This is a genomic window from Sphingobacterium psychroaquaticum, from assembly GCF_004421025.1.
GTDB lineage: Bacteria > Bacteroidota > Bacteroidia > Sphingobacteriales > Sphingobacteriaceae > Sphingobacterium > Sphingobacterium psychroaquaticum.
Genome location: NZ_CP038029.1, coordinates 2389978 through 2409175, shown reverse-complemented (window position 1 = coordinate 2409175; position 19198 = coordinate 2389978). Strand labels below are relative to the sequence as shown.

General features: G+C 41.4%; 21 protein-coding genes. 7 read left to right on the top strand and 14 right to left on the bottom strand.

What is annotated here, in order from left to right:
- Positions 1–257: 257 nt before the first annotated feature.
- A complete protein-coding gene (locus tag E2P86_RS10205) occupies positions 258–1100 on the bottom strand; it encodes an ATP cone domain-containing protein (RefSeq protein ID WP_085471687.1) in 843 nt (280 codons plus the stop codon).
- A 96-nt stretch (positions 1101–1196) separates the two neighbouring features.
- Here E2P86_RS10205 and E2P86_RS10200 point away from each other — a divergent pair, with 96 nt between their 5' ends.
- Both E2P86_RS10200 and E2P86_RS10195 read left to right on the top strand, forming a co-directional pair.
- On the top strand, positions 1197–1493 hold the full coding sequence (locus E2P86_RS10200) for a YgaP-like transmembrane domain (protein ID WP_134432790.1): 297 nt from the start codon (positions 1197–1199) through the stop codon (positions 1491–1493).
- Positions 1494–1730: 237 nt separating this feature from the next.
- Positions 1731–2417 carry an SIR2 family NAD-dependent protein deacylase gene (locus tag E2P86_RS10195; protein ID WP_134432788.1) on the top strand — a complete coding sequence of 229 codons (687 nt, stop codon included), beginning with the start codon at positions 1731–1733 and terminating at the stop codon, positions 2415–2417.
- A gap of 186 nt (positions 2418–2603) precedes the next feature.
- On the opposite strand, the gene E2P86_RS10190 is transcribed toward E2P86_RS10195, so the two are convergent.
- Positions 2604–2849, bottom strand: coding sequence for a hypothetical protein (locus E2P86_RS10190; protein WP_085471690.1), 246 nt, complete (start codon positions 2847–2849; stop codon positions 2604–2606).
- A gap of 89 nt (positions 2850–2938) precedes the next feature.
- Positions 2939–4273: an NADP-specific glutamate dehydrogenase gene (gdhA, locus tag E2P86_RS10185; protein ID WP_085471691.1), complete on the bottom strand. Its 1335-nt coding sequence runs from the start codon at positions 4271–4273 to the stop codon at positions 2939–2941.
- A 205-nt stretch (positions 4274–4478) separates the two neighbouring features.
- On the opposite strand from gdhA, the gene E2P86_RS10180 reads away from it, so the two are divergent.
- Positions 4479–5132: a hypothetical protein gene (locus E2P86_RS10180; RefSeq protein WP_134432786.1), complete on the top strand. Its 654-nt coding sequence runs from the start codon at positions 4479–4481 to the stop codon at positions 5130–5132.
- Positions 5133–5432: 300 nt separating this feature from the next.
- On the opposite strand, the gene E2P86_RS10175 is transcribed toward E2P86_RS10180, so the two are convergent.
- The 6 genes from E2P86_RS10175 to E2P86_RS10150 are packed head-to-tail and all read right to left on the bottom strand — an operon-like array spanning position 5433 to position 11763.
- Entirely contained in the window at positions 5433–6683 is a 1251-nt protein-coding gene (locus tag E2P86_RS10175; RefSeq protein ID WP_134432784.1) for a sulfate adenylyltransferase subunit 1, read from the bottom strand.
- 14 nt (positions 6684–6697) lie between these two features.
- Positions 6698–7588, bottom strand: coding sequence for a sulfate adenylyltransferase subunit CysD (gene cysD / locus E2P86_RS10170; RefSeq protein WP_206367955.1), 891 nt, complete (start codon positions 7586–7588; stop codon positions 6698–6700).
- 14 nt (positions 7589–7602) lie between these two features.
- Positions 7603–8304, bottom strand: coding sequence for a phosphoadenylyl-sulfate reductase (locus E2P86_RS10165; protein WP_085471695.1), 702 nt, complete (start codon positions 8302–8304; stop codon positions 7603–7605).
- A complete protein-coding gene (locus E2P86_RS10160) occupies positions 8301–8882 on the bottom strand; it encodes a precorrin-2 dehydrogenase/sirohydrochlorin ferrochelatase family protein (protein WP_085471696.1) in 582 nt (193 codons plus the stop codon). Before E2P86_RS10160 ends, E2P86_RS10165 begins: the two co-directional genes overlap by 4 nt.
- Positions 8879–9646, bottom strand: a complete 768-nt coding sequence (gene cobA, locus E2P86_RS10155; RefSeq protein WP_085471697.1) for a uroporphyrinogen-III C-methyltransferase — start codon at positions 9644–9646, stop codon at positions 8879–8881. Before cobA ends, E2P86_RS10160 begins: the two co-directional genes overlap by 4 nt.
- 20 nt (positions 9647–9666) lie before the next feature.
- Positions 9667–11763, bottom strand: coding sequence for a HEPN domain-containing protein (locus tag E2P86_RS10150; protein ID WP_134432782.1), 2097 nt, complete (start codon positions 11761–11763; stop codon positions 9667–9669).
- Positions 11764–11934: 171 nt separating this feature from the next.
- On the opposite strand from E2P86_RS10150, the gene E2P86_RS10145 reads away from it, so the two are divergent.
- The 4 genes from E2P86_RS10145 to E2P86_RS10130 are packed head-to-tail and all read left to right on the top strand — an operon-like array spanning position 11935 to position 15432.
- Positions 11935–12906: a PstS family phosphate ABC transporter substrate-binding protein gene (locus E2P86_RS10145; RefSeq protein WP_134432780.1), complete on the top strand. Its 972-nt coding sequence runs from the start codon at positions 11935–11937 to the stop codon at positions 12904–12906.
- On the top strand, positions 12903–13793 hold the full coding sequence (pstC, locus tag E2P86_RS10140) for a phosphate ABC transporter permease subunit PstC (protein WP_134432778.1): 891 nt from the start codon (positions 12903–12905) through the stop codon (positions 13791–13793). The genes E2P86_RS10145 and pstC overlap by 4 nt, the downstream gene beginning before the upstream one ends.
- Entirely contained in the window at positions 13790–14644 is an 855-nt protein-coding gene (locus E2P86_RS10135) for a PstA family ABC transporter permease (protein WP_134432776.1), read from the top strand. The genes pstC and E2P86_RS10135 overlap by 4 nt, the downstream gene beginning before the upstream one ends.
- Positions 14599–15432 (top strand): phosphate ABC transporter ATP-binding protein, encoded by an 834-nt coding sequence (locus E2P86_RS10130; RefSeq protein WP_134432774.1) that lies wholly within the window; start codon positions 14599–14601, stop codon positions 15430–15432. Before E2P86_RS10135 ends, E2P86_RS10130 begins: the two co-directional genes overlap by 46 nt.
- Before the next feature lie 46 nt (positions 15433–15478).
- On the opposite strand, the gene E2P86_RS10125 is transcribed toward E2P86_RS10130, so the two are convergent.
- From E2P86_RS10125 to E2P86_RS10105, 5 genes are all read right to left on the bottom strand, one after another.
- The gene (locus E2P86_RS10125; RefSeq protein WP_134432772.1) at positions 15479–16303 is read right to left on the bottom strand and encodes a sulfurtransferase; all 825 of its coding nucleotides are present in this window, start codon (positions 16301–16303) and stop codon (positions 15479–15481) included.
- A gap of 24 nt (positions 16304–16327) precedes the next feature.
- A complete protein-coding gene (locus tag E2P86_RS10120; protein WP_085471704.1) occupies positions 16328–16747 on the bottom strand; it encodes a DoxX family protein in 420 nt (139 codons plus the stop codon).
- Positions 16748–16847: 100 nt separating this feature from the next.
- Positions 16848–17321 carry a Dps family protein gene (locus E2P86_RS10115; RefSeq protein WP_085471705.1) on the bottom strand — a complete coding sequence of 158 codons (474 nt, stop codon included), beginning with the start codon at positions 17319–17321 and terminating at the stop codon, positions 16848–16850.
- Positions 17322–17338: 17 nt separating this feature from the next.
- Positions 17339–18295, bottom strand: a complete 957-nt coding sequence (locus tag E2P86_RS10110; RefSeq protein WP_134432770.1) for an aldo/keto reductase — start codon at positions 18293–18295, stop codon at positions 17339–17341.
- An 89-nt stretch (positions 18296–18384) separates the two neighbouring features.
- Positions 18385–19098, bottom strand: coding sequence for a hypothetical protein (locus tag E2P86_RS10105; protein ID WP_134432768.1), 714 nt, complete (start codon positions 19096–19098; stop codon positions 18385–18387).
- Positions 19099–19198: the final 100 nt, after the last annotated feature.

The window sequence follows — 19198 nt, the reverse complement described above, 5'->3', positions numbered from 1 at the left end:
CGAGTAGCAAGACAACACCAATACCAATGACCATGGCAGGTGATTCTTTATGTACTGCAGTTGCTATATGTTTTTGGCTTGCCTGTACGAAGTTAATAAGAAGCGTTGATAAAAATAATAACGACACTTTTTTCATAACTAATCTAATTTAAATTTATAACGAAGTTAATATAGTGAATTTTTCTTGAAAAAAGAAATTTAGTTATGAACAATTATTTTTCTATCAAAATTACTGAAAAACAGTGTGATAAAAATTTCTAAGCTCTCGCTACAGGTGTGTTTACGAGCTCTTGCGCTTCCCGTAGGACTTCTTCTTTCTTTTCGTTTTTCAGCTCGATTTGTTGAAGAAAATCGGGACCATTCACCAGATCTTTTACCAGGATACAACCGCGACGAAGGAGCTGGCCTTTATCTAAATCGCTTAGTGTCGTGAGGCAAGTTATTGGATATAGACCTTTGTTGTCTACTCGCTCTTTAATACTCGTTTTTTCGGGGTAATCCCACGAAAGTAAATTGAGGTGGTAGTATCTTCCAAAATCTTTAGAGTCGCTTGTTAGGTGCGCGTTGGTGACAAGCCAGCCATCTGTAAACTGGCGATTCTCATTAAAGAATACAAAATCTTTGTCTTTAATATCCTTAACACGTGACATGAAGTACATTGGAGTGGTCACCGAGATCTTAGCATCTGGATCATTTCTAAATTTACACTCAATTGCCAGGAGACTATCTGCTTTAGCAGCGATAACGTCAATTTCATGTGTTACTGCGTGCCCCTGGATCACCTGTCCGGTTACGGTGCGATACCCATCATCGGTAAATAGTTTACCGATCCATTGTTCAAAATAAAAACCTTCGGGCCCAAGGTCCCGAAGTGCCTTCTTGAGGGAGTATCGGGCAGCGTAGGTGTTGCGTTGTTTTTTTAGTGAATCGAAGGCTAGTTCGTAAAGTTCACGCGTAGTGATTCCATCGTGCAATTTAGGGCTGATATCTTGGTATATTAGCTCAACTTGTGCGCTACTTGCGCCAGATCGTGTGAGCGATTTTTTTAAGCTGTCGACATCAAAAGGAACCATCTCACCTGAATATTTTGTAACTCTCATGTTATCTGATTTTTTGTTATGTTTTTTAAAAATAGTAAAACATTTTGGTCCTTTTAGCTGTTGTTTAGTTAAAAAAAAGTATTTCAAATTAATTTTATGGGGATTGTTGATACGACACTGGAGAGCATCAAAAATAGGATAGAAGTAGCCTGCGATGCTGGAGAGATTGAACGCTCAGAGCGCGTTGTCTCGGTGCTTGCAGGGAGTTTAATGGTGGGTAATAGTTTGACCAATATCGTGCGGCATCCGGCGGCTTCGATTACGGGTATGCTCCTTGGAGGAGCATTAGTTGCACGGGGTGTTATGGGAAAATGTTTACTCAAGGGATTGTTACGTAAAAATGACTACCGCAAAAAGGTAACGGTCATTGAACATAGGTATTTTGTAAAATAGATTCGTGTTTGTTTTGTAATGCGACAGCTGAACGCCGGGAGGTATTCGGCTGTTTTTTTTTGCGCATTACTTCGTTGGGGTGTGATGTGAAGGGTAGGCTCTTTATGGTTGACGGGGTCGCACATTGTTGACAGGAAAGACGAGATAAAATTATATGTATATTCGCATCGCAAGAAAGAAGGTGTAAGTAGGTTTTTGACGGAAGACATTTATAACTTTCATAAACGATACGTAAACATGAAAAAGAAACTCGTTGTATTCACTGGCGCAGGGATTTCCGCAGAGAGCGGATTAAAAACTTTCCGAGGGTCTGATGGCTTATGGAAAGGTTACAATATTGAAGAAGTAGCTACCCCTGCTGGGTGGAAGAAAGATCCGGCCTTGGTGTTGGAGTTTTATAATCTTCGTCGAAAACAATGTGTCGAAGCGCAGCCCAATGCTGCACATTTAGCGCTAGTAGATTTCGAAGCCCTTTACGATGTAACGGTTATTACACAAAATATTGATGATCTTCATGAGCGTGCTGGCAGTAGGCGTGTCTTGCATTTGCATGGTGAGATTCGAAAAGCCCAATCTTCATTGAGTCCTCGCTTTGTGTATCGCATGGAGACGGATGAGATTCGTATGGGAGATAGCTGTGAGCTTGGTTCACAGTTGCGCCCGCACGTTGTTTGGTTTGGTGAGGCGGTTCCGAACCTAGAGAAAGCGATCGATATTACAGCAGAGGCGGATATCTTTGTGGTCATAGGCACTTCTTTGCAAGTTTACCCAGCGGCAACGTTACTACAAGAAACCAATGCAGGCTGTAAAGTGTATTTATTAGATCCAAATGCAGATCAAATTTCCGTTCCTTCCCATGTAGTGCGTATTGCGAAGAATGCAGGAGAAGGAGTCGAAGAACTACGTGTTTTACTGGCCGAATAATATTCTTTATAAGTATATAAAATGTTCTTGTTCAGTTGTTTATGTGTTTTATCTATTATTTGTATATATATAAAAGACGTATCACTGATGTATTTAAACAAAGGATTCCGAATAAAATTCGGAATCCTTTGTTTTTTACTTTTAACAAATTGTTTTTTAGGTATTTACAGTGTTTTGATAAACTTTTTATTCATATCTATTATAGGCAGAAATAAAAGAGGCGCGCATCTGTTCAAACTGTTTAATGACTTCATTAATAAAGGTTTCATCCAGTAATTCAAATACACCATTAACACCTCCGATAACATCGGTTTCTGCAATTTTATAAGACTGCTCTAAAGTGCCTTGTTCAAATTTGATTATAAACTTTTGGTTCATACCAAAAATAGAAATCTTACAGTCGGGGTGAGGTAGTTCAGCTAAAATACGCATAGGATAATAAAAAAACAGTAGACTAAATTCGTTATAGTCTACTGTTTCAAAAATAAGTTAAAAAATGGAGTATACCTAATGCTACCGGCTTAAACCAAACCTTGCGCTTTCATAGCGGAAGCGACTTTGATAAATCCACCAATATTTGCTCCTTTTAAGTAATTCACATGACCATCCTCTTCACGGCCATACTTAATACAGGTTTTGTGGATATTCTCCATAATACCTTTGAGTTGGGCATCAACCTTTTCTGATGGCCACTGTTGGCCGATCCAGTTTTGGGACATCTCGAGGCCTGATACAGCTACACCGCCAGCATTTGCTGCTTTGCCGGGAGCAAAATATACTTTTCCTTTGTGGAAAGCTTTGATTGCATCAGCTGTTGAAGGCATATTAGCGCCTTCGGCAACAAACTTACAGCCGTTCTTAATTAAGATCTTTGCGTCATCGCCATCCAATTCATTCTGTGTAGCACATGGAAGTGCAATATCACATGGGAAATGCCAAGGTTTTTTGTCGGCATAGAAAGAGGCTGATTTAAATTTCTTAGGGTAATCGGAGATATTTCTACCTAAAGTATTGATGTAGGTAAGTTTTTCAATGGTAAAACCATCAGGGTCATGTACGCATCCAGTACTATTCGATAAGGTGATAACCTTTCCGCCTAAATGAATGGCCTTCTCAGCGGCGTAATAGGCGACGTTTCCAGCGCCGGAAATCGTGATTGTCTTTCCGTTAAAGTCGTCATCCAGGCTCTCTAAAATGCATTGAACAAAGTAAAGTAAGCCATATCCCGTAGCCTCTGGACGAATATATGATCCGCCCCAGTTTTTGCCTTTACCTGTCAGTACGCCAGTAAAGTTGTTTTGGATGCGCTTATATTGACCAAACATATAACCAACTTCTCGCTCCCCAACACCAATATCACCAGCAGGAACGTCTGTTTCGGCACCGACATGGCGGTATAGTTCTGTCATAAAACTTTGGCAGAAGCGCATAATTTCCATGTCTGATTTTCCTTTAGGGTCAAAATCAGAACCGCCTTTACCACCGCCTAAAGGAATTCCTGTTAAGCTGTTTTTGAACACTTGCTCAAAAGCTAAAAATTTCAGGATACTTAAGTTAACGGTAGGAGAAAAGCGTAAACCACCTTTATATGGGCCTATAGCACTGTTCATCTGAACGCGATATCCGCGGTTTACCTGTACTTCATTATTATCATCCAACCAGGTGACGCGAAAACTAATGACACGCTCTGGTTCCACAATACGTTCCAAAATCTTTAAATCTTTCCATGTAGGGTGTCTTTCATTGATATAGGGAATTAAATCTTCCGTTACTTCGGCAACAGCTTGTAAGAATTCCGGTTCATTAGGATTTTTATCCGCAACATGTTTGATGAAATTTTTAAAGTTTAGGGACATACGTTATTGATTTTTGTTCTTATGATATATGGTATTGCAAATTTATCAATAAAAAATCACTTTTCATAATGATAAGTTTGTGACACATGTCTTCTGATTAATAAAATTGGATTTTAAGACAGGGGAGACCTGTACGAAAGGAGTGGAGACTATCTTAAAAATAGCTATATTTAAGATGTTGATTTACAATATTTAACCCGTATTAATGTTTACAGATCATCAATATTTAGATCGTTATCCGGTCCAACTGGATAGTAAGTTGCTAATCTTAGGGACCATACATCCGCATAATACGGGTGATTTTAAGATTCCTTTTTTCTATGGCAATAAAAACAGCATCTGGAATCTTTTGAGCGATGCATTTCCGAAACTATTGCCAAAACCTATTGTATTGGAAAATGTATTGTCTTTTTTACAGCACGGACGCATCTCGCTTAGTGATACCATTCGGCAATGTCGACGATTGAGGCATACTGCATTGGATACGGATTTAGTTCCGGAAATCCTAAATTATGAACTGATTGATCAAATTAAGGAGTCGCAAATTGAACAAATTTTATGTACCAGTGGGTTTGGTAAAAACAATGCGTTTAGGTTGTTTTATGAAGGTTTATTAGGTTTGAAGATTACGCCTGAAATCAGGGCTAAACGCGAAGTTCTGTTGCCCGATTCAATCTTTGGAAGACCTGTCTTAGTAAAAGCACTTTATTCTCCTTCGGGATCCTCTAATATATCATTTTCACGGCATCCATTATATGTGGCCAACAAGGATAAATACGCCAGCTTCCCAAATCCAGTATATACATTTAAAGTGGATTACTACAGAACGCAATTTGCTGTTTTGGATTTACAAGACTAACGTAAACAATGCTTGCCCCAAATAACTTATGTTAAAAATAAGGATTCAGTAATCTATTCACGTATATAGCGGCGTAAAATATAGATTGTGAGTATTATACAGATATAAAACGTTATAATAATAATGTATTATAATTTATATTATGTTAAATAGAATATTTGCGTTTTACCCCCTTCTTGGATTTGGTATTGATAATTCATGGTTTGGTTAGATGCTTTGTCACTGCTGTATAAATTAAAAAAGCCACCTAATTTAGGTAGCTTTTGATGGTATTATGAAGTTATGGTTAGGCGTATTAAATTATTCCGCTGTTTCAATCAATGCTGCTGCGACAGTTAGATTTGTACGTGGGTCAATCAATATGGCTCTCGCATTTTCCGGAAAATCGGAACTTAGATCAAAGACAACATCATTTGCTGCGCGCACGCTGATTCTCGCAATATCATTCAAATGTACTTGTGTGTCATTAAAAATCTTCTCTTGTGTATTTACATCGTATTTGTACGCCACGTCAGCAATTTTAACCTTTGTTGTGGCGGTATGGTTTTGCAGTAAATAAACTTGTGAATCGTCAAGAGATCTGGTATCAAACCAACAAATATTGGCGCTAAAACCTCGTGAAGCATGCGGTTGGTTATTTACGGAGGTTATAATATCTCCGCGTGATACGTCTACATCGTCTGCCAAGTGTAAGATAATAGATTGACCATTTTCTGCCTGTAACAGGTTTTCTTGATTAAGCTCAATGGCCTTGATGGAAGTACGGGTGCCGCTTGGTAAAATGACGACCTCTTCCCCTACCTGCAACCCCGCTCCGATTACGCGGCCAGCGTAACCACGGTAGTCGTGTAGTGCATCGGTTTGTGGTCGCACAACCCATTGTACCGGAAAGCGCCAGGAAGCGGTCTCTTGTTGCTCTTCGATCACTATATTTTCTAAATATGTAAGTAGTGACGGTCCCTTGTGCCAAGATAAATGCGCTGATTCATGGACGATATTGTCACCACGCAAAGCCGATACAGGGATAAAATCGACGTCGGATAGCGCTAAACGTCCCGCGAGTGCTGTATAATCCTTTTTAATGTTCTCATAGACCGATTCGTCATAATCAACCATATCCATTTTATTGATACAGACCAATACCTTTTTTATTGACAATAGTTTTGCTAGAAAGGAATGTCGTTTTGTTTGCTCGATAACACCTTTTCGTGCGTCAATTAAGATGATGATTAGGTCCGAATTAGAGGCGCCTGTAACCATGTTTCGGGTGTACTGAATATGTCCGGGTGCATCGGCAATAATAAACTTGCGATTTTCTGTCTGGAAATATTTATAAGCCACATCAATGGTTATCCCTTGCTCACGCTCTGCTTTTAATCCATCTGTTAAAATCGCTAGATCCACTGTGCCATCGTTATTTTTTCGGTTGGCATTTTTGATCGCTTCTAGCTGATCGTCCAAAATAGAATTTGTATCGTATAATAGGCGTCCAATCAATGTACTTTTACCATCGTCGACGGATCCTGCCGTAATAAATTTCAGAATGTTCATGTTTCCTCCTGTAATTAGAAATACCCTTGTTTTTTGCGTTCCTCCATGGCTGCTTCTGAGACTTTATCGTCTAGCCTTGCTCCCCGTTCACTCACGGTAGACGCCTTTATTTCAGCGATAATATCGTCTAATTCTGTTGCTACGGAATCTACAGAGGCAGTACAGGTCATATCCCCTACTGTTCGGAATCGTACGGATTTGTGGTCTACAATATCCTCTTCATCAATCTGTAAGAATGGTGCGGTAGCCATCCATTGCCCGTTACGTAGCACAACCTCACGCTCATGACTAAAGTAAATGGAAGGAAGTGCAATCTGCTCGCGTTTAATATAATTCCAGACATCTAATTCTGTCCAGTTGGAAATCGGAAATACACGTACATTCTCTCCTTTATGGATCTTTCCATTCAAGATATTCCATAATTCTGGTCTTTGGCGTTTGGGATCCCATTGACCAAATTCGTCACGCACCGAAAAAATACGTTCTTTGGCGCGCGCTTTTTCTTCATCGCGTCGCGCACCGCCAATACAGGCATCAAACCCATACTGTGTAATCGTATCTAAAAGAGTGGTTGTTTGCAACGCATTGCGGCTTGCGTTTTTCCCCCGTTGTTCGACCACTTTACCTTGGTCAATACTGTCTTGTACATAACCTACGATCAGCTTCTCGCCTATTTGTTCAACCAACCAGTCCCGAAAGACGATTGTTTCTGGGAAGTTATGCCCGGTGTCAATATGTACGAGTGGAAAAGGAAATTTTCCAGGACGAAATGCTTTTAGTGCCAGATGCACTAATGTTATTGAATCTTTCCCGCCGGAAAATAACAAAGCGGGATGCTCAAACTGCGCGGCTACTTCACGCAAGATGTATATAGCTTCAGCTTCTAAATGATCTAAGTAATCCATTCTCTCTCTTCTTCTTATTTCTGTACGATATGTAAACCACACTCTTTTTTACTTTTGTCCTCCCACCACCAACGACCGGCACGAAAATCCTCGTCGGGTTGTATCGCACGTGTACACGGCTGGCACCCGATGCTCGGGAAACCTCTATCGTGCAAGGGATTGTAGGGAACATTATTTGTTTGGAGGAAATCCTCCACATCGCTTTGACTCCAATGAAACAGCGGATGTATTTTTATTATTTTATTACCTTCGTCCCATTCCACCATATTCATGTCTTCACGATTTGCCGATTGGGCCGCCCGAATGCCTGTGATCCAGATCTCATAACCGCGAACAGCACGTTGAAGGGGTTCTATTTTTCGGATAAAACAACACTCCTTCCGATTTTCTACCGATTCATAGAAACTCGAAGGTCCTTTTGTTGTCACCATTTTCTCTACGGCTTCTGTATTTGGGTAGTAGGCCTTGATCGGTAGATTGTATCGCTCCAGTGTTCTATTCCACACATAATAGGTTTCAGGAAACAATCGTCCCGTCTCTAGTGTAAAAAGATGTGCGCGACTGCCGATTTCACCTAATAGATGGGTGATCACTTGATCCTCGATGCCAAAAGAAGTCGAGAACACAGCACGGTCACCGTAATGTGTGTCGACATATTGTAAAATGTCTAGCGCTGTTAAATTTTCAATAGCTTGCTCTATCTCCGTTATTATCATATAGCCCCCCTTCCCAATATGTCTTCTGTATGCTTATTCAATACCTGAACTTTGTGTTGAAAATCACCCTTTAGCTGGTTTCTGTATTGAGACATCAACTGCAATGTCTCATCGATCTCTTCGGGAAGTAAGTCTTGGAGAAACTCCTTGAGACGCTTCGCTATGGTTGGTGATTTACCGTTGGTAGAGATGCCTATTTTCAGGTTGCCTTTTTGAACCACCGAGCCCAGGTAAAAATCGCATAAAGCAGGCTTATCTGCGACATTGAGTAAAATGTGGTGATGCTGTGCCAATGTTTGAATCTGACTGTTGAGCACCTCATTATTCGTGGCTAGAATAATAAGATCTTTCCCAAGAATATCACAGGGGTCGAAAGGTCGTTCCGAAATACGAATGTTCAATTTCCCTTTTATAAAAGTGCGCAAAGTTTTTGTAAGCGCCGTAGCCACGATGTGAACTTTCGCTTCAGGTGAATTGGTATAAATAGCTGTTAATTTTTCCAATGCAACAGGTCCACCTCCCACTAACAGAGTTTCTATTTGGGCCATTTTTACATATATGGGGAAAAGCTCATTCATGACAATATAGTTCTAGCTAATTCTTCTTTTATCCGATTGAAGTCCTGGTGTTTAGCGACTACCTCTCCTAAAACGATGATTGCGGGTACGCCGATCCGTCGTTCTGCGGCAGCTTCTAGTATAGTGTCTATATGACCTAATGCTATTTTCTCGTTAGATAGCGATCCATTCTGTATTAATGCAATAGGTAAGTCTCCACGGCCATGTGCTTGATACAGGGCGACTATTTCTGCGAGCTTAGCGTAGCCCATCAGCACCACGACGGTGGCATTGGTTTGTACGGCCGTACGTAGGTCTTCCGATAGATGGCCGTCTGACGTAGCGCCCGTGATTACCCAAAAGCTTTCGCTTATACCGCGATACGTAAGCGGGATCTGCTGTAATCCCGTCAGTCCTACAGAGGATGATATACCTGGAATAGCAGCTGTCGGAATATTGTATTGGCGCGCAAAATCAATTTCTTCACCGCCACGTCCAAAAACAAAGGGATCTCCACCTTTTAGTCGGACAACATGCCCATGTGTCAGGGCATAATCTACCATTAACTGATTGATATAGTCTTGTGATGTGGATAGCCGCTCGGCACGCTTTCCAACGTAAATTTTCGTACAATTCGGTTTTGCGTGCTCCAAGAGGATCTCATTTACCAGAGCGTCATATAGGATTACATCAGCTTCTTTAATGGCATTGAGTCCTTTCATGGTGATTAGGTCAGGGTCACCTGGCCCTGCGCCAACTAATGTTATGAATGGTTTGATTTCCATGATTTCTCTTCTCGTATTCGTTAGACCTTTAGGGAATCTCTGCGTTCGGCTCCTTCATAGTAGAACGCGGTTGCCTGTATGAGGTAGGCCTTCGCAAATTCCGGTGACGGACTGTATTTATTGATTTGAAGCACACGTTCTGAAAATGAAGTTGGAAACGAAAATGTTCCATCCGCTGTATAGTGATTATCAAACTCTGTAATCACACCCTGCTGTGTGCTTGCGTTAATGCCTTTATCTAGTAGTAAAGCTTTAGCTGTCCATACAAATGCGCTGTAGGCGTGGTATATAGCGTCCGCATATTGCTCCTTTTCCAGTGCCTTTTTTGCCCATTCGATCTTTTCTTCTACTTCAAAAAGTAAGGTGGCAACCAAATCGATAACGACCCCGGCACATTCACCAACACCGATCGCTGTCGCAAATGTTTCTTGATGCCCCCAATCGATATATTCATCTTCGGTGAGTGTGGTTAAGTCGGACAAGGGTTTTAGTAAACGATAAAAATAATCCTTGGTCTGCCGATCGTAATAGGCATGGAAATCTTCCTGTTCTGTTTTGTAAGCTTTGTAATCCGTTAAGATTAGGTCTACGACCTGCAGTACGCGCTTAGTTGGTACCTTAATAACACGTTCCGCGACTCTTCCTTCCCCATCACCAATGGTACCACCCCCAAGCATCACTTGTGCGGCCGGAAGCACTTTGCCATTCGCTTTAACTGAACTACCATGAAAGCCGATATGTGCCAGACCATGTTGACCACAAGAGTTCATGCAGCCCGAAATCTTGATCTTCAAATTTTGTTCGTAAATGAAGTCGGTATGAAATTCCTGGATATAACGCTCCAATACGCGGGCCATTTCGGTCGAGTTGGAGATCCCAAGGTTACAGGTGTCTGTTCCCGGGCATGTTGTGACATCCGAAGTGCTTTCAAAACCGGGGGATGCCAGATCGAGCTCTGTTAATAAGTTAAATATATGGGGCAACGATTCTTCCCGGACAAACTTTAGAAGAAGTCCTTGGTTTTGTGTGATACGGATATCATCCGCCACATGCCCCTTTAGCCCACTGACCAGCACACGTGCCTTTGCGGTACTGATATCGCCAGTTAATACTTTCACATAGACGCCAAAGTAAGCTGCCTGCTTTTGTTTGAAAACATTTGTCGCCCGCCAAATCTCATAGTTGATATTGTTGATGGGTTCTTCCGCAACGACCGCAGATTGAGGCGGTTCGGGCAACACGACGGCGTTGGTGTCGACTGGATACGTTTTTACTTTATTTGCAATGGCTTCGGCTGCGATAAGACGTTGAACTTCTTCAATCCCTAGTTTTCCGATAAGATATTTAAACCGGGCTTTGTTTCTATTATTGCGCTCGCCATGACGATCAAAGACACGAAGTGTAGATTCGATGTATGGAATAAGCTCATCTTCGGGCAAGAAGTCATGTACAGGATAAGCAAGAAATGGCTGTGAACCAAGTCCGCCACCCAGTAAAACCTTGAAACCCCGCTGGGGCTGGCCATCTGTAATTGTTACTTTAGGAATAAAACCAAGGTCATGGATATAAGAAAAAGCGGTATCGCGTTCGCTGGATGAAAAAGACATCTTGAACTTTCTACCCATTTCAGCACAAACGGGGTTACGTAAAAAGTAAGAGAAAGTAGCGTGCGCATACGGTGATACATCAAAGGGCTCTTCCGGGTCTATCCCGGCCGTAGCAGAGGCTGTGACATTCCGTACAGTATTTCCACAAGCCTCGCGCAAAGTAATATCATCCTGTGCTAATTTTGCCCATAGCTCTGGGGTTTTATCTAAGCTTACATAATGTATCTGTATATCTTGGCGTGTAGTTAAATGTAAGTTCTTGCTCGCGTACTCGTCGGAAATGTCCGCAATACGCAGCAACTGCTTAAAGGTAACTTTACCAAAAGGAAGCTTGATACGCACCATTTGGACCCCGGGTTGACGTTGTCCATATACCCCACGGGCTAAGCGCAATGAACGGAATTTTTCGTCCGCAATTTGACCTGCCTGAAAGGCCTTTATCTTCTTTTCTAGCTCAATAATTTCCTGTTCTACCACAGGATTTTCTAATTCAGTGCGAAAGCTTTGCATAAAACAATGTGCTAATATTGCCAAACTGTTAAGCTTGTCAATGTAATATTATACTCTTTTCAATAAACGGTAAGCAAAGTTATAAAATAAATATCTACTAAACATATAAAATCTATCAATTTAATATATATTTGTGAAAATATTTATAAAACAGATTGAACCTACTGTCGCGTGAAGAGATTTAAATTATTTACATACAGCTGTTTGTGTATCTCTACTTTACTTTCTTGTGCGCCTAAAGTAAAAGAAGGGTACGATGAGAAGACCGGATATTCGGGCAATATTTCTATTTCAGGAGCCTTTGCTTTGTACCCTATTGTTGTGCTCTGGAGTGAGGATTTTAAAAAAATACATCCCAATGTGCGCTTCAATATTTCAGCAGGTGGTGCGGGAAAAGGAATTACAGATGTGTTGACCAATATGGTCGATATTGGATTGGTCTCCCGGGATCTGCATCCACAAGAAGTGGCAAAGGGTGCATGGCCTATCCATGTGGCGAAGGATGCTGTTCTGGGTACCGTAAATAGTAATCATCCCAATATTTCGCTTATAAAGACACGTGGATTTACACAAAAGGAATTAGCGGATCTGTTTGTCCATAAAAAATATAAATCATGGCGTGATATAGATAGTCGTTTTGTCGATGAACCTATTGAGGTGTATGTGCGATCGGATGCCGCCGGTGCGGCGGAGACCTGGGCGAAGTACTTTGGAGAACGACAGGAGGATTTGAAAGGTATTGGAATTTTTGGGGACCCCGGATTAGCACAAGCTATAAAGGAAAAAAAACTCAGCATAGGCTTTAACAACATCAACTATGTATATGATTTGAAAACAAAGATGCCGACAACAAATTTAGCAGTGATTCCGATTGATCAGAATGCAGACGGCAAGATTGATAAGTCGGAAGCTTTTTATGAGCATCTGGACCAACTAACTGAAGCTGTAGCTTTAGGGAATTATCCAGCGCCGCCTGCACGTGATTTGACTTTTGTGATACGGAAAGACAAACAGACGAAGTTGTTACAGGCATTTATTCGCTTCGTTTTGGAGAAAGAACAACAAGGCTATTTACTGGAAAATGGGTATGTACCGCTTTCGGAATCGCTAATACATATAGAATTAAAAAAATTAGATCAGTGAACTGGAGACTTTTAAAAGATAAGATTGCGCGTTTTTCGGCGATTACTTTGTTGGTGCTTGCGCTGGCTGTAATTGTGGCTATTGTAGCAGGCTTGGTCGGTAAATCGACACCGCTCTTGCAAGCGGAGTCCTTAGTCGATATTTTATCGGATAGCGTGTGGTCCCCCATGAAAGGACGATTTGGTTTCCTTTCTTTCATTCTGGGTACCGTGTGGGTCACGCTGATCGCACTGATTGTGGCGACACCCCTTTGTGTATTAGCGTCTATTTATCTCGTTGAATATGCGAGTGATCGATTACGGAACATGGTGCTTCCGCTTGTCAATGTACTGGCTGCTATTCCGCCCGTATTATATGGTGTCTGGGGTGTGCTCTTTGTTGTTCCGCTTTTGGGGAATTATATAGCACCGTTTCTAGGTATAGACAGCAGTGGGTTCTCTGTATTTGCAGGTGGATTGGTATTGGCTGTTATGATTTTTCCGATTATGGTAAGTATCATGGTGGAAGTCTTATCGACCATTCCAAAGGAGCTGAAGGACGCATCTCTTTCGCTCGGGGCCACGCAATGGGAAACCATCACTAAGGTGGTCTTACAAAAAGCTAAGCCCGGCCTTATAGCAGCGGCTGTTCTTGGTATTTCGCGTGCCTTTGGCGAGACGGTGGCTGTATTGATGGTGTGTGGAAATATTCCGCAGATACCAAAATCGCTCTTTGATGCCGGATATCCCCTTCCAGCTTTGATAGCCAATAACTTTGGCGAGATGATGTCTATTCCGCTGTATGACTCCGCATTGATGTTTGCCGCCCTACTACTGTTTGTCATCATCTTTGGGTTTAACCTATTATCACGTATCATTTTAAACAGATTGGAGGAGAAAGCCGCATGACACATATCCAAAAGAGACTTCTTAAAGAGCGTCTGGCAAAATACGCCATGCAAGGTTCAGGTATTATCATAACCGGATCTTTATTTTTTATTGTAGGTACAATTCTCTACAAAGGGCTTCCCTATCTGAACTGGCAGATGGTTTCCGAAAGTCCGAAGGGCGGTTTCTATATTGGAAAAGAAGGAGGAATCTTAAATGCGATTCTGGGTTCTTTATATCTAGCCTCTTTATCGACGGCACTAGCCACTTTAATTGGTATACCAATCGCTATCTATCTCGATGTTTATGCGAAAAGTGGGTCATTTTTGGTACGCACGTGTAAGTTGCTTTTCGATGTATTATTTGGAATCCCTTCTATTGTATACGGCGCTATAGCATTTAGTATTATGGTGTGGTTGGGTATCCGGGCTTCTCTTTTAGGCGGGGTTATCACCATTACACTTTTGACGATTCCTATTGTTGTCCGAACGATCGATGAGCTTCTAAAAACCATACCAATAGACCTGAAGCATGTCACCTTCTCCTTGGGAACCACACGTTGGGAGACGGCACGTATGATGCTGCGTTATATTCGTCCAGGCATCTTCACTGCAATTTTACTGGCCTTCGGCCGTGCTATTGGTGATGTTGCTGGGGTGTTGCTTACAACAGGGTTTAGTGACAATTTACCGCAATATCTGGACGAACCTGCAGCCACTTTGCCCTTGGCTATTTTCTTTCAACTAAGTAGTCCTATTCCTGAAGTACAGGGGCGTGCATACGCTTCTGCCTTGGTTTTAACTTTTATCATTTTATTTATTGTTATATGTACCCACATCCTAGCATCAAAACAGAAGAAATACAAAATTTAGCGGCGCTAAATTCTGCAGGTGTTGTGCCGGTCGCAACCCCACATATAGAGATAAAAGATTTGAATGTTTTTATTGAAGGAAATCATATCCTGAAAAATATAAATCTTTCGATTCCAAATAATTCGGTGACTTCTATTATCGGTCCTTCTGGATGTGGTAAAACGACGCTCCTTAAGACATTGAATCGCCTGGTGGATGACAATAAGGGTGTCACTGTAAAAGGTTCTGTTTTGGTAAATGGAGAGGATATCTACGCTCCGGGAGCGGAAGTGACACATATCCGTAAAAAAATGGGTCTATTGTCCCAAAAACCCTTTCCTTTACCGATGTCGATCTTTGATAACGTAGCCTACGGTCCACGCATTCATGGGGAACGAAATAAAACAGTATTACGGGGGATCGTTGAAACGCAGTTGCGAAATGTTGGTCTTTGGGATGAGGTTAAAGATCGATTGGAAAGTTCCGCAACACGCCTTTCTATCGGACAACAACAGCGGTTGTGCTTAGCACGTGGTTTAGCGGTCAAGCCAGAGATTATTCTGGGTGATGAATCCACATCGGCGCTGGATCCAATATCTACACAAACTATTGAAAATCTATTGATTGATCTGAAATCTGATTATACGATCATACTTGTAACGCATATCCTCAGACAGGCACGACGGGTCTCCGATTATATCATTTTTGTCTACAATGGCGAAATTGTAGAGTTTGGAAAGACAGAGGATGTGCTTTTAAACCCGAAGAATGAGATTACGCAACAGTATGTAAAAGGATTTATTAGTTAGTTGTTGAAGCCCCCCCTGCGCCGGAGGGGCATCTTGCTTCCTTTTTTTATTTATTGCGCGACCATTCACTCCATGAACCGATGTATAACTGCGGCAGTTCAAAACCGGCAATTTCTAGGGCCAATAAAGTCTGGCATGCACTTACGCCAGAACCACAATGTACCACCTTTTTATCTGTAGCGCGATCATTTACGTATGGACCATAAAGCTCCTTCAACTCCTTTGTTGATTTAAATAAGCCCTTTTCATTGGTGTTATTTGCGAGTGGGATGTTAATCGCAGAAGGGATATGCCCCGCGATCAGATCAATCGGTTCCTCTATTCCTTCATACCGATGTGCTTCACGGACATCGATAATAAGACTATCTGTATCGGTTGTCAAGAGCTCAACCTCTTGCATGTTAATGGTTGGTAAAAGCCAGTTATGAGGTACTGGATACGGCTCTTTAGCTGGAGAAACGGGGGGCAATACTCCCGTTTGGAGCGGATAACCAGACGCTTTAGCCACTTGAAAACCGCCATCAAGTACTTGGATGCTTGGGTGACCAATCGCGCGCATCATCCACCAAAATCGAGAGGCAGCATTAGCACCACTTAATCTATCATAAACAATTACACGAGATTGTTTTGTAATGCCCAGTTGAGTAAGGAGATGCCCAAAGTCTAAGATGCTTGGTAGTGGATGCCTACCGCCTAGTTTAGGGTCGTCAACAGCTGATAATTGGGAGTCTAAGTCGACAAAAATAGCCTTTTCGAGATGCTCCTCTTGGTATCGTTGGTAGGTGTTTGCTCCGCCCGTAGCGTCAATAATTATAACATCATCTTGATGGCGGATGGCCATCAAGTCCTGCGTACTAATAATTGTATTCATCTATAGATAGAAGTTCAAATAAGATTAACGCCCGCGTTTAAATAATAAGTAATCTAGGCTGTATTTACCTGGACCTAAAGTGAGTATAGCTACATATCCGATAAGAAAAGCTGACGCAAGTTCATATTCACCAAAAATAACCCAGTTATGAACCGATAGTGCGACCAACATCGTGACAATCAAAGGTATGGAAGCCAGCCGCGTAAATAATCCTAATACCAACAAAATAGAGCAAAAGAACTCCGCAAAAACAGCTAAAGAAAGCGAAAGTGTGCTTCCTAACCCCATAAAGTCTGGAAATTGCGATTTCAACGTTTGAAAGCCAACCAACTTTGCATAACCATGTTTGGGTATCATCAGGATACCAAAGCCTAGACGCAAGAACAAGGCCGCTAAATTACTTGCAGAACTACCTTTTTTAACAGAAAAAAAGAAATTTTTCATAATATAAATGGTGGATAATAAAATGAAATTTGACAAAAGCTAATATATAAAAAAAACGGAAGGTTTTGCTTCCGTTTTTATGAGTTTCTACTGTGTAGCCTTATTTGGTATGGGCGCGTAACATCCAAGCAGTCTTTTCATATCCTGCCATCAGACCGACCAAGAAATCTTCCGTACCAGCATCTTTGTGTTTATCTCCAACAGTCTCAATTTGGCTCCTGATATAGATGATAATGGACTCAAAGTCTTCTAAAAGTTCCTTGATATAGCCTTGACTATCATTTTTCTTATAACGCATCTCTGTAAGTTGTGTCAAAGCTAAGAATTCTTTCATTGTGCCTGCCGCATAATGTCCTATAGCACGAATACGTTCCGCAATATCATCGATCGACGTGCTAATTTCATTGTAAATATTTTCAAAGAAAAGATGTTGGGCATGGAAGTCCGGTCCTTCTATATTCCAATGTGCATTTCGAAGTTTAATGTATAGAACATGTTCATCTGCCAACAATTTGTTTAATATTACGGCCACAGCCTGTGTGTCATTCTCTTTAATACCAATACTTGTTTTCATAATAAAATTGTTTTAAACTAATATTTACTTGCTTCATTTAATAAAACCAACATTTCGCTATTTAGTTTTAGGTCAACAGCTTCTACGAACGGTTTTAGGTGCAATGTTTTGGTCGCACTTGCAATGGGTGCCGCTATAGTAGGTTGATGCAATAGCCATGCCAAGGCTACGGCCGAAGGACTGGTGTGCTGTATTTCCGCTACGTGAGTAAGCGCCTTGATAATCCGCTCTCCCCTCGGGTTCCAATATTTACTTTTGACTCCTTCTCCGCGAGGAGACTTTGAAAAATCTGTTTCCCGTACATATTTTCCTGTCAGAAAGCCACTCGCTAGGGCGTAATATGGAATGACGGCGAGTTGATTTTCTTCAGCTATTTGCTGGTAATTCGATTCAAAGCCCGACCTGCTGTATAAATTGTATTCCGGTTGTAAAGAGATATAGCGTGGTAGACCGTGTACATCAGCAAGTGTCAACGATTCCGACAGCCTGGTTGGCGAAAGATTAGACGCTCCAATATAACGTACCTTTCCAGCTTTGACAAGATCCTCATACGCACGCAATGTCTCTTCCACAGGCGTCTCTTCTTGGTCAAAATGCGTTTGATAAACATCAATTACATCTGTCTGTAAGCGCTTTAGGGATAATTCTACTTGTTCGTGGATATGCTTCGCTGTCGTATTAGGTGTTGGACTACCAGCGAATGCGCCGCCCACTTTCGTCATCAGCACAATCTTATCACGATTACCTCGGTCTTTTAGCCATCGTCCAATGATAGTTTCAGATTCCCCTCCTGTATTTCCTGGAACCCAATACGAATATTGATTGGCCGTGTCTATCGCATTGAATCCATAATCAACAAAGGCATCCAAAATCTCAAACGACTCGTGCTCATTTAAGGTCCAACCAAAAACATTTCCTCCAAAAACAAGCGGCGCAATGGTTAAATCAGTACTTCCTAATCTTCGTTTTTCCATCTTAATCATGTTAAAGTTAACGATAACAAGTTACGGCTTTATCGTTTGAAGACATCCATTTTAATGTCACAAATAAAGATTCAACTTCGTTATCGACCACGACCAAATAACAACTGTAGGTACACATTGTTTATGCGATCGCTTGGTGCATCATAGACATGGGCATTCTCCACAGACCACGGATTGGATCGTAGACCGTACCGATAACCGAGACGGATAAAGGGATAGATGCGGTCATTTTTTATGCGCTTTAAACCTAGTGCGAAGTCCAATGCTGTACCGTGGTTTTTTAATTTCACCTGATTCGATCTTGTTTCCATAAAGTCCAGAAAGTTACCTTCACCACCATCTTTTACCATATATGTTGAAAACCTTTGATACCCAATACCTATTTCGGGACTAATGATAAAACTACGGTGCTGAATCTTATTGGTTGATATATACGCTCTCCGATAACTTTGCAAACTATTCCGTTGCGCAAATCCCCCTCGATTCCCGCCTGATAAGGAGATGCCGATTATGATCGGATTAAAGTTGTAGGCGACGCCAAGCCCGATATGAAATAACCTGAAGTTTGGAGATTCCATATCGTTTGCACGGAGGTACCCTTTTAACGTCGAAAATCGGTTGAGTTCACCACCAACGGAAGAGGTGATTTCAAAAGGGAGACGCGGTTTGTTGTTTTCCTTTTTTTGGCCAGAAGCGGCTAGGTTCGAGAATAAAAGCAATGCAATGTATATAGTGCATTGATTAATATAGGTGAATGTGTTCTTTGGTCTTTTGTTCGATCTTTTGTCAAGCATAGTGGATAGTTTAATGGAAGGTTACACGAATTCATCGTTGTAATTTTCTTTTAAAATCCACAGAAACTACAAAAATACAGGGGCTTACAAAAAATATTTC

Excerpts from the sequence above, each read along its gene's own strand:
- E2P86_RS10205 (WP_085471687.1), bottom strand. The coding sequence starts at position 1,100 with ATGAGAGTTACAAAATATTCAGGTGAGATGGTTCCTTTTGATGTCGAC.
- E2P86_RS10200 (WP_134432790.1), top strand. The coding sequence starts at position 1,197 with ATGGGGATTGTTGATACGACACTGGAGAGCATCAAAAATAGGATAGAA.
- E2P86_RS10195 (WP_134432788.1), top strand. The coding sequence starts at position 1,731 with ATGAAAAAGAAACTCGTTGTATTCACTGGCGCAGGGATTTCCGCAGAG.
- E2P86_RS10190 (WP_085471690.1), bottom strand. The coding sequence starts at position 2,849 with ATGCGTATTTTAGCTGAACTACCTCACCCCGACTGTAAGATTTCTATT.
- gdhA (WP_085471691.1), bottom strand. The coding sequence starts at position 4,273 with ATGTCCCTAAACTTTAAAAATTTCATCAAACATGTTGCGGATAAAAAT.
- E2P86_RS10180 (WP_134432786.1), top strand. The coding sequence starts at position 4,479 with ATGTTTACAGATCATCAATATTTAGATCGTTATCCGGTCCAACTGGAT.
- E2P86_RS10175 (WP_134432784.1), bottom strand. The coding sequence starts at position 6,683 with ATGAACATTCTGAAATTTATTACGGCAGGATCCGTCGACGATGGTAAA.
- cysD (WP_206367955.1), bottom strand. The coding sequence starts at position 7,588 with ATGGATTACTTAGATCATTTAGAAGCTGAAGCTATATACATCTTGCGT.
- E2P86_RS10165 (WP_085471695.1), bottom strand. The coding sequence starts at position 8,304 with ATGATAATAACGGAGATAGAGCAAGCTATTGAAAATTTAACAGCGCTA.
- E2P86_RS10160 (WP_085471696.1), bottom strand. The coding sequence starts at position 8,882 with ATGAATGAGCTTTTCCCCATATATGTAAAAATGGCCCAAATAGAAACT.
- cobA (WP_085471697.1), bottom strand. The coding sequence starts at position 9,646 with ATGGAAATCAAACCATTCATAACATTAGTTGGCGCAGGGCCAGGTGAC.
- E2P86_RS10150 (WP_134432782.1), bottom strand. The coding sequence starts at position 11,763 with ATGCAAAGCTTTCGCACTGAATTAGAAAATCCTGTGGTAGAACAGGAA.
- E2P86_RS10135 (WP_134432776.1), top strand. The coding sequence starts at position 13,790 with ATGACACATATCCAAAAGAGACTTCTTAAAGAGCGTCTGGCAAAATAC.
- E2P86_RS10130 (WP_134432774.1), top strand. The coding sequence starts at position 14,599 with ATGTACCCACATCCTAGCATCAAAACAGAAGAAATACAAAATTTAGCG.
- E2P86_RS10125 (WP_134432772.1), bottom strand. The coding sequence starts at position 16,303 with ATGAATACAATTATTAGTACGCAGGACTTGATGGCCATCCGCCATCAA.
- E2P86_RS10120 (WP_085471704.1), bottom strand. The coding sequence starts at position 16,747 with ATGAAAAATTTCTTTTTTTCTGTTAAAAAAGGTAGTTCTGCAAGTAAT.
- E2P86_RS10115 (WP_085471705.1), bottom strand. The coding sequence starts at position 17,321 with ATGAAAACAAGTATTGGTATTAAAGAGAATGACACACAGGCTGTGGCC.
- E2P86_RS10110 (WP_134432770.1), bottom strand. The coding sequence starts at position 18,295 with ATGGAAAAACGAAGATTAGGAAGTACTGATTTAACCATTGCGCCGCTT.
- E2P86_RS10105 (WP_134432768.1), bottom strand. The coding sequence starts at position 19,098 with ATGCTTGACAAAAGATCGAACAAAAGACCAAAGAACACATTCACCTAT.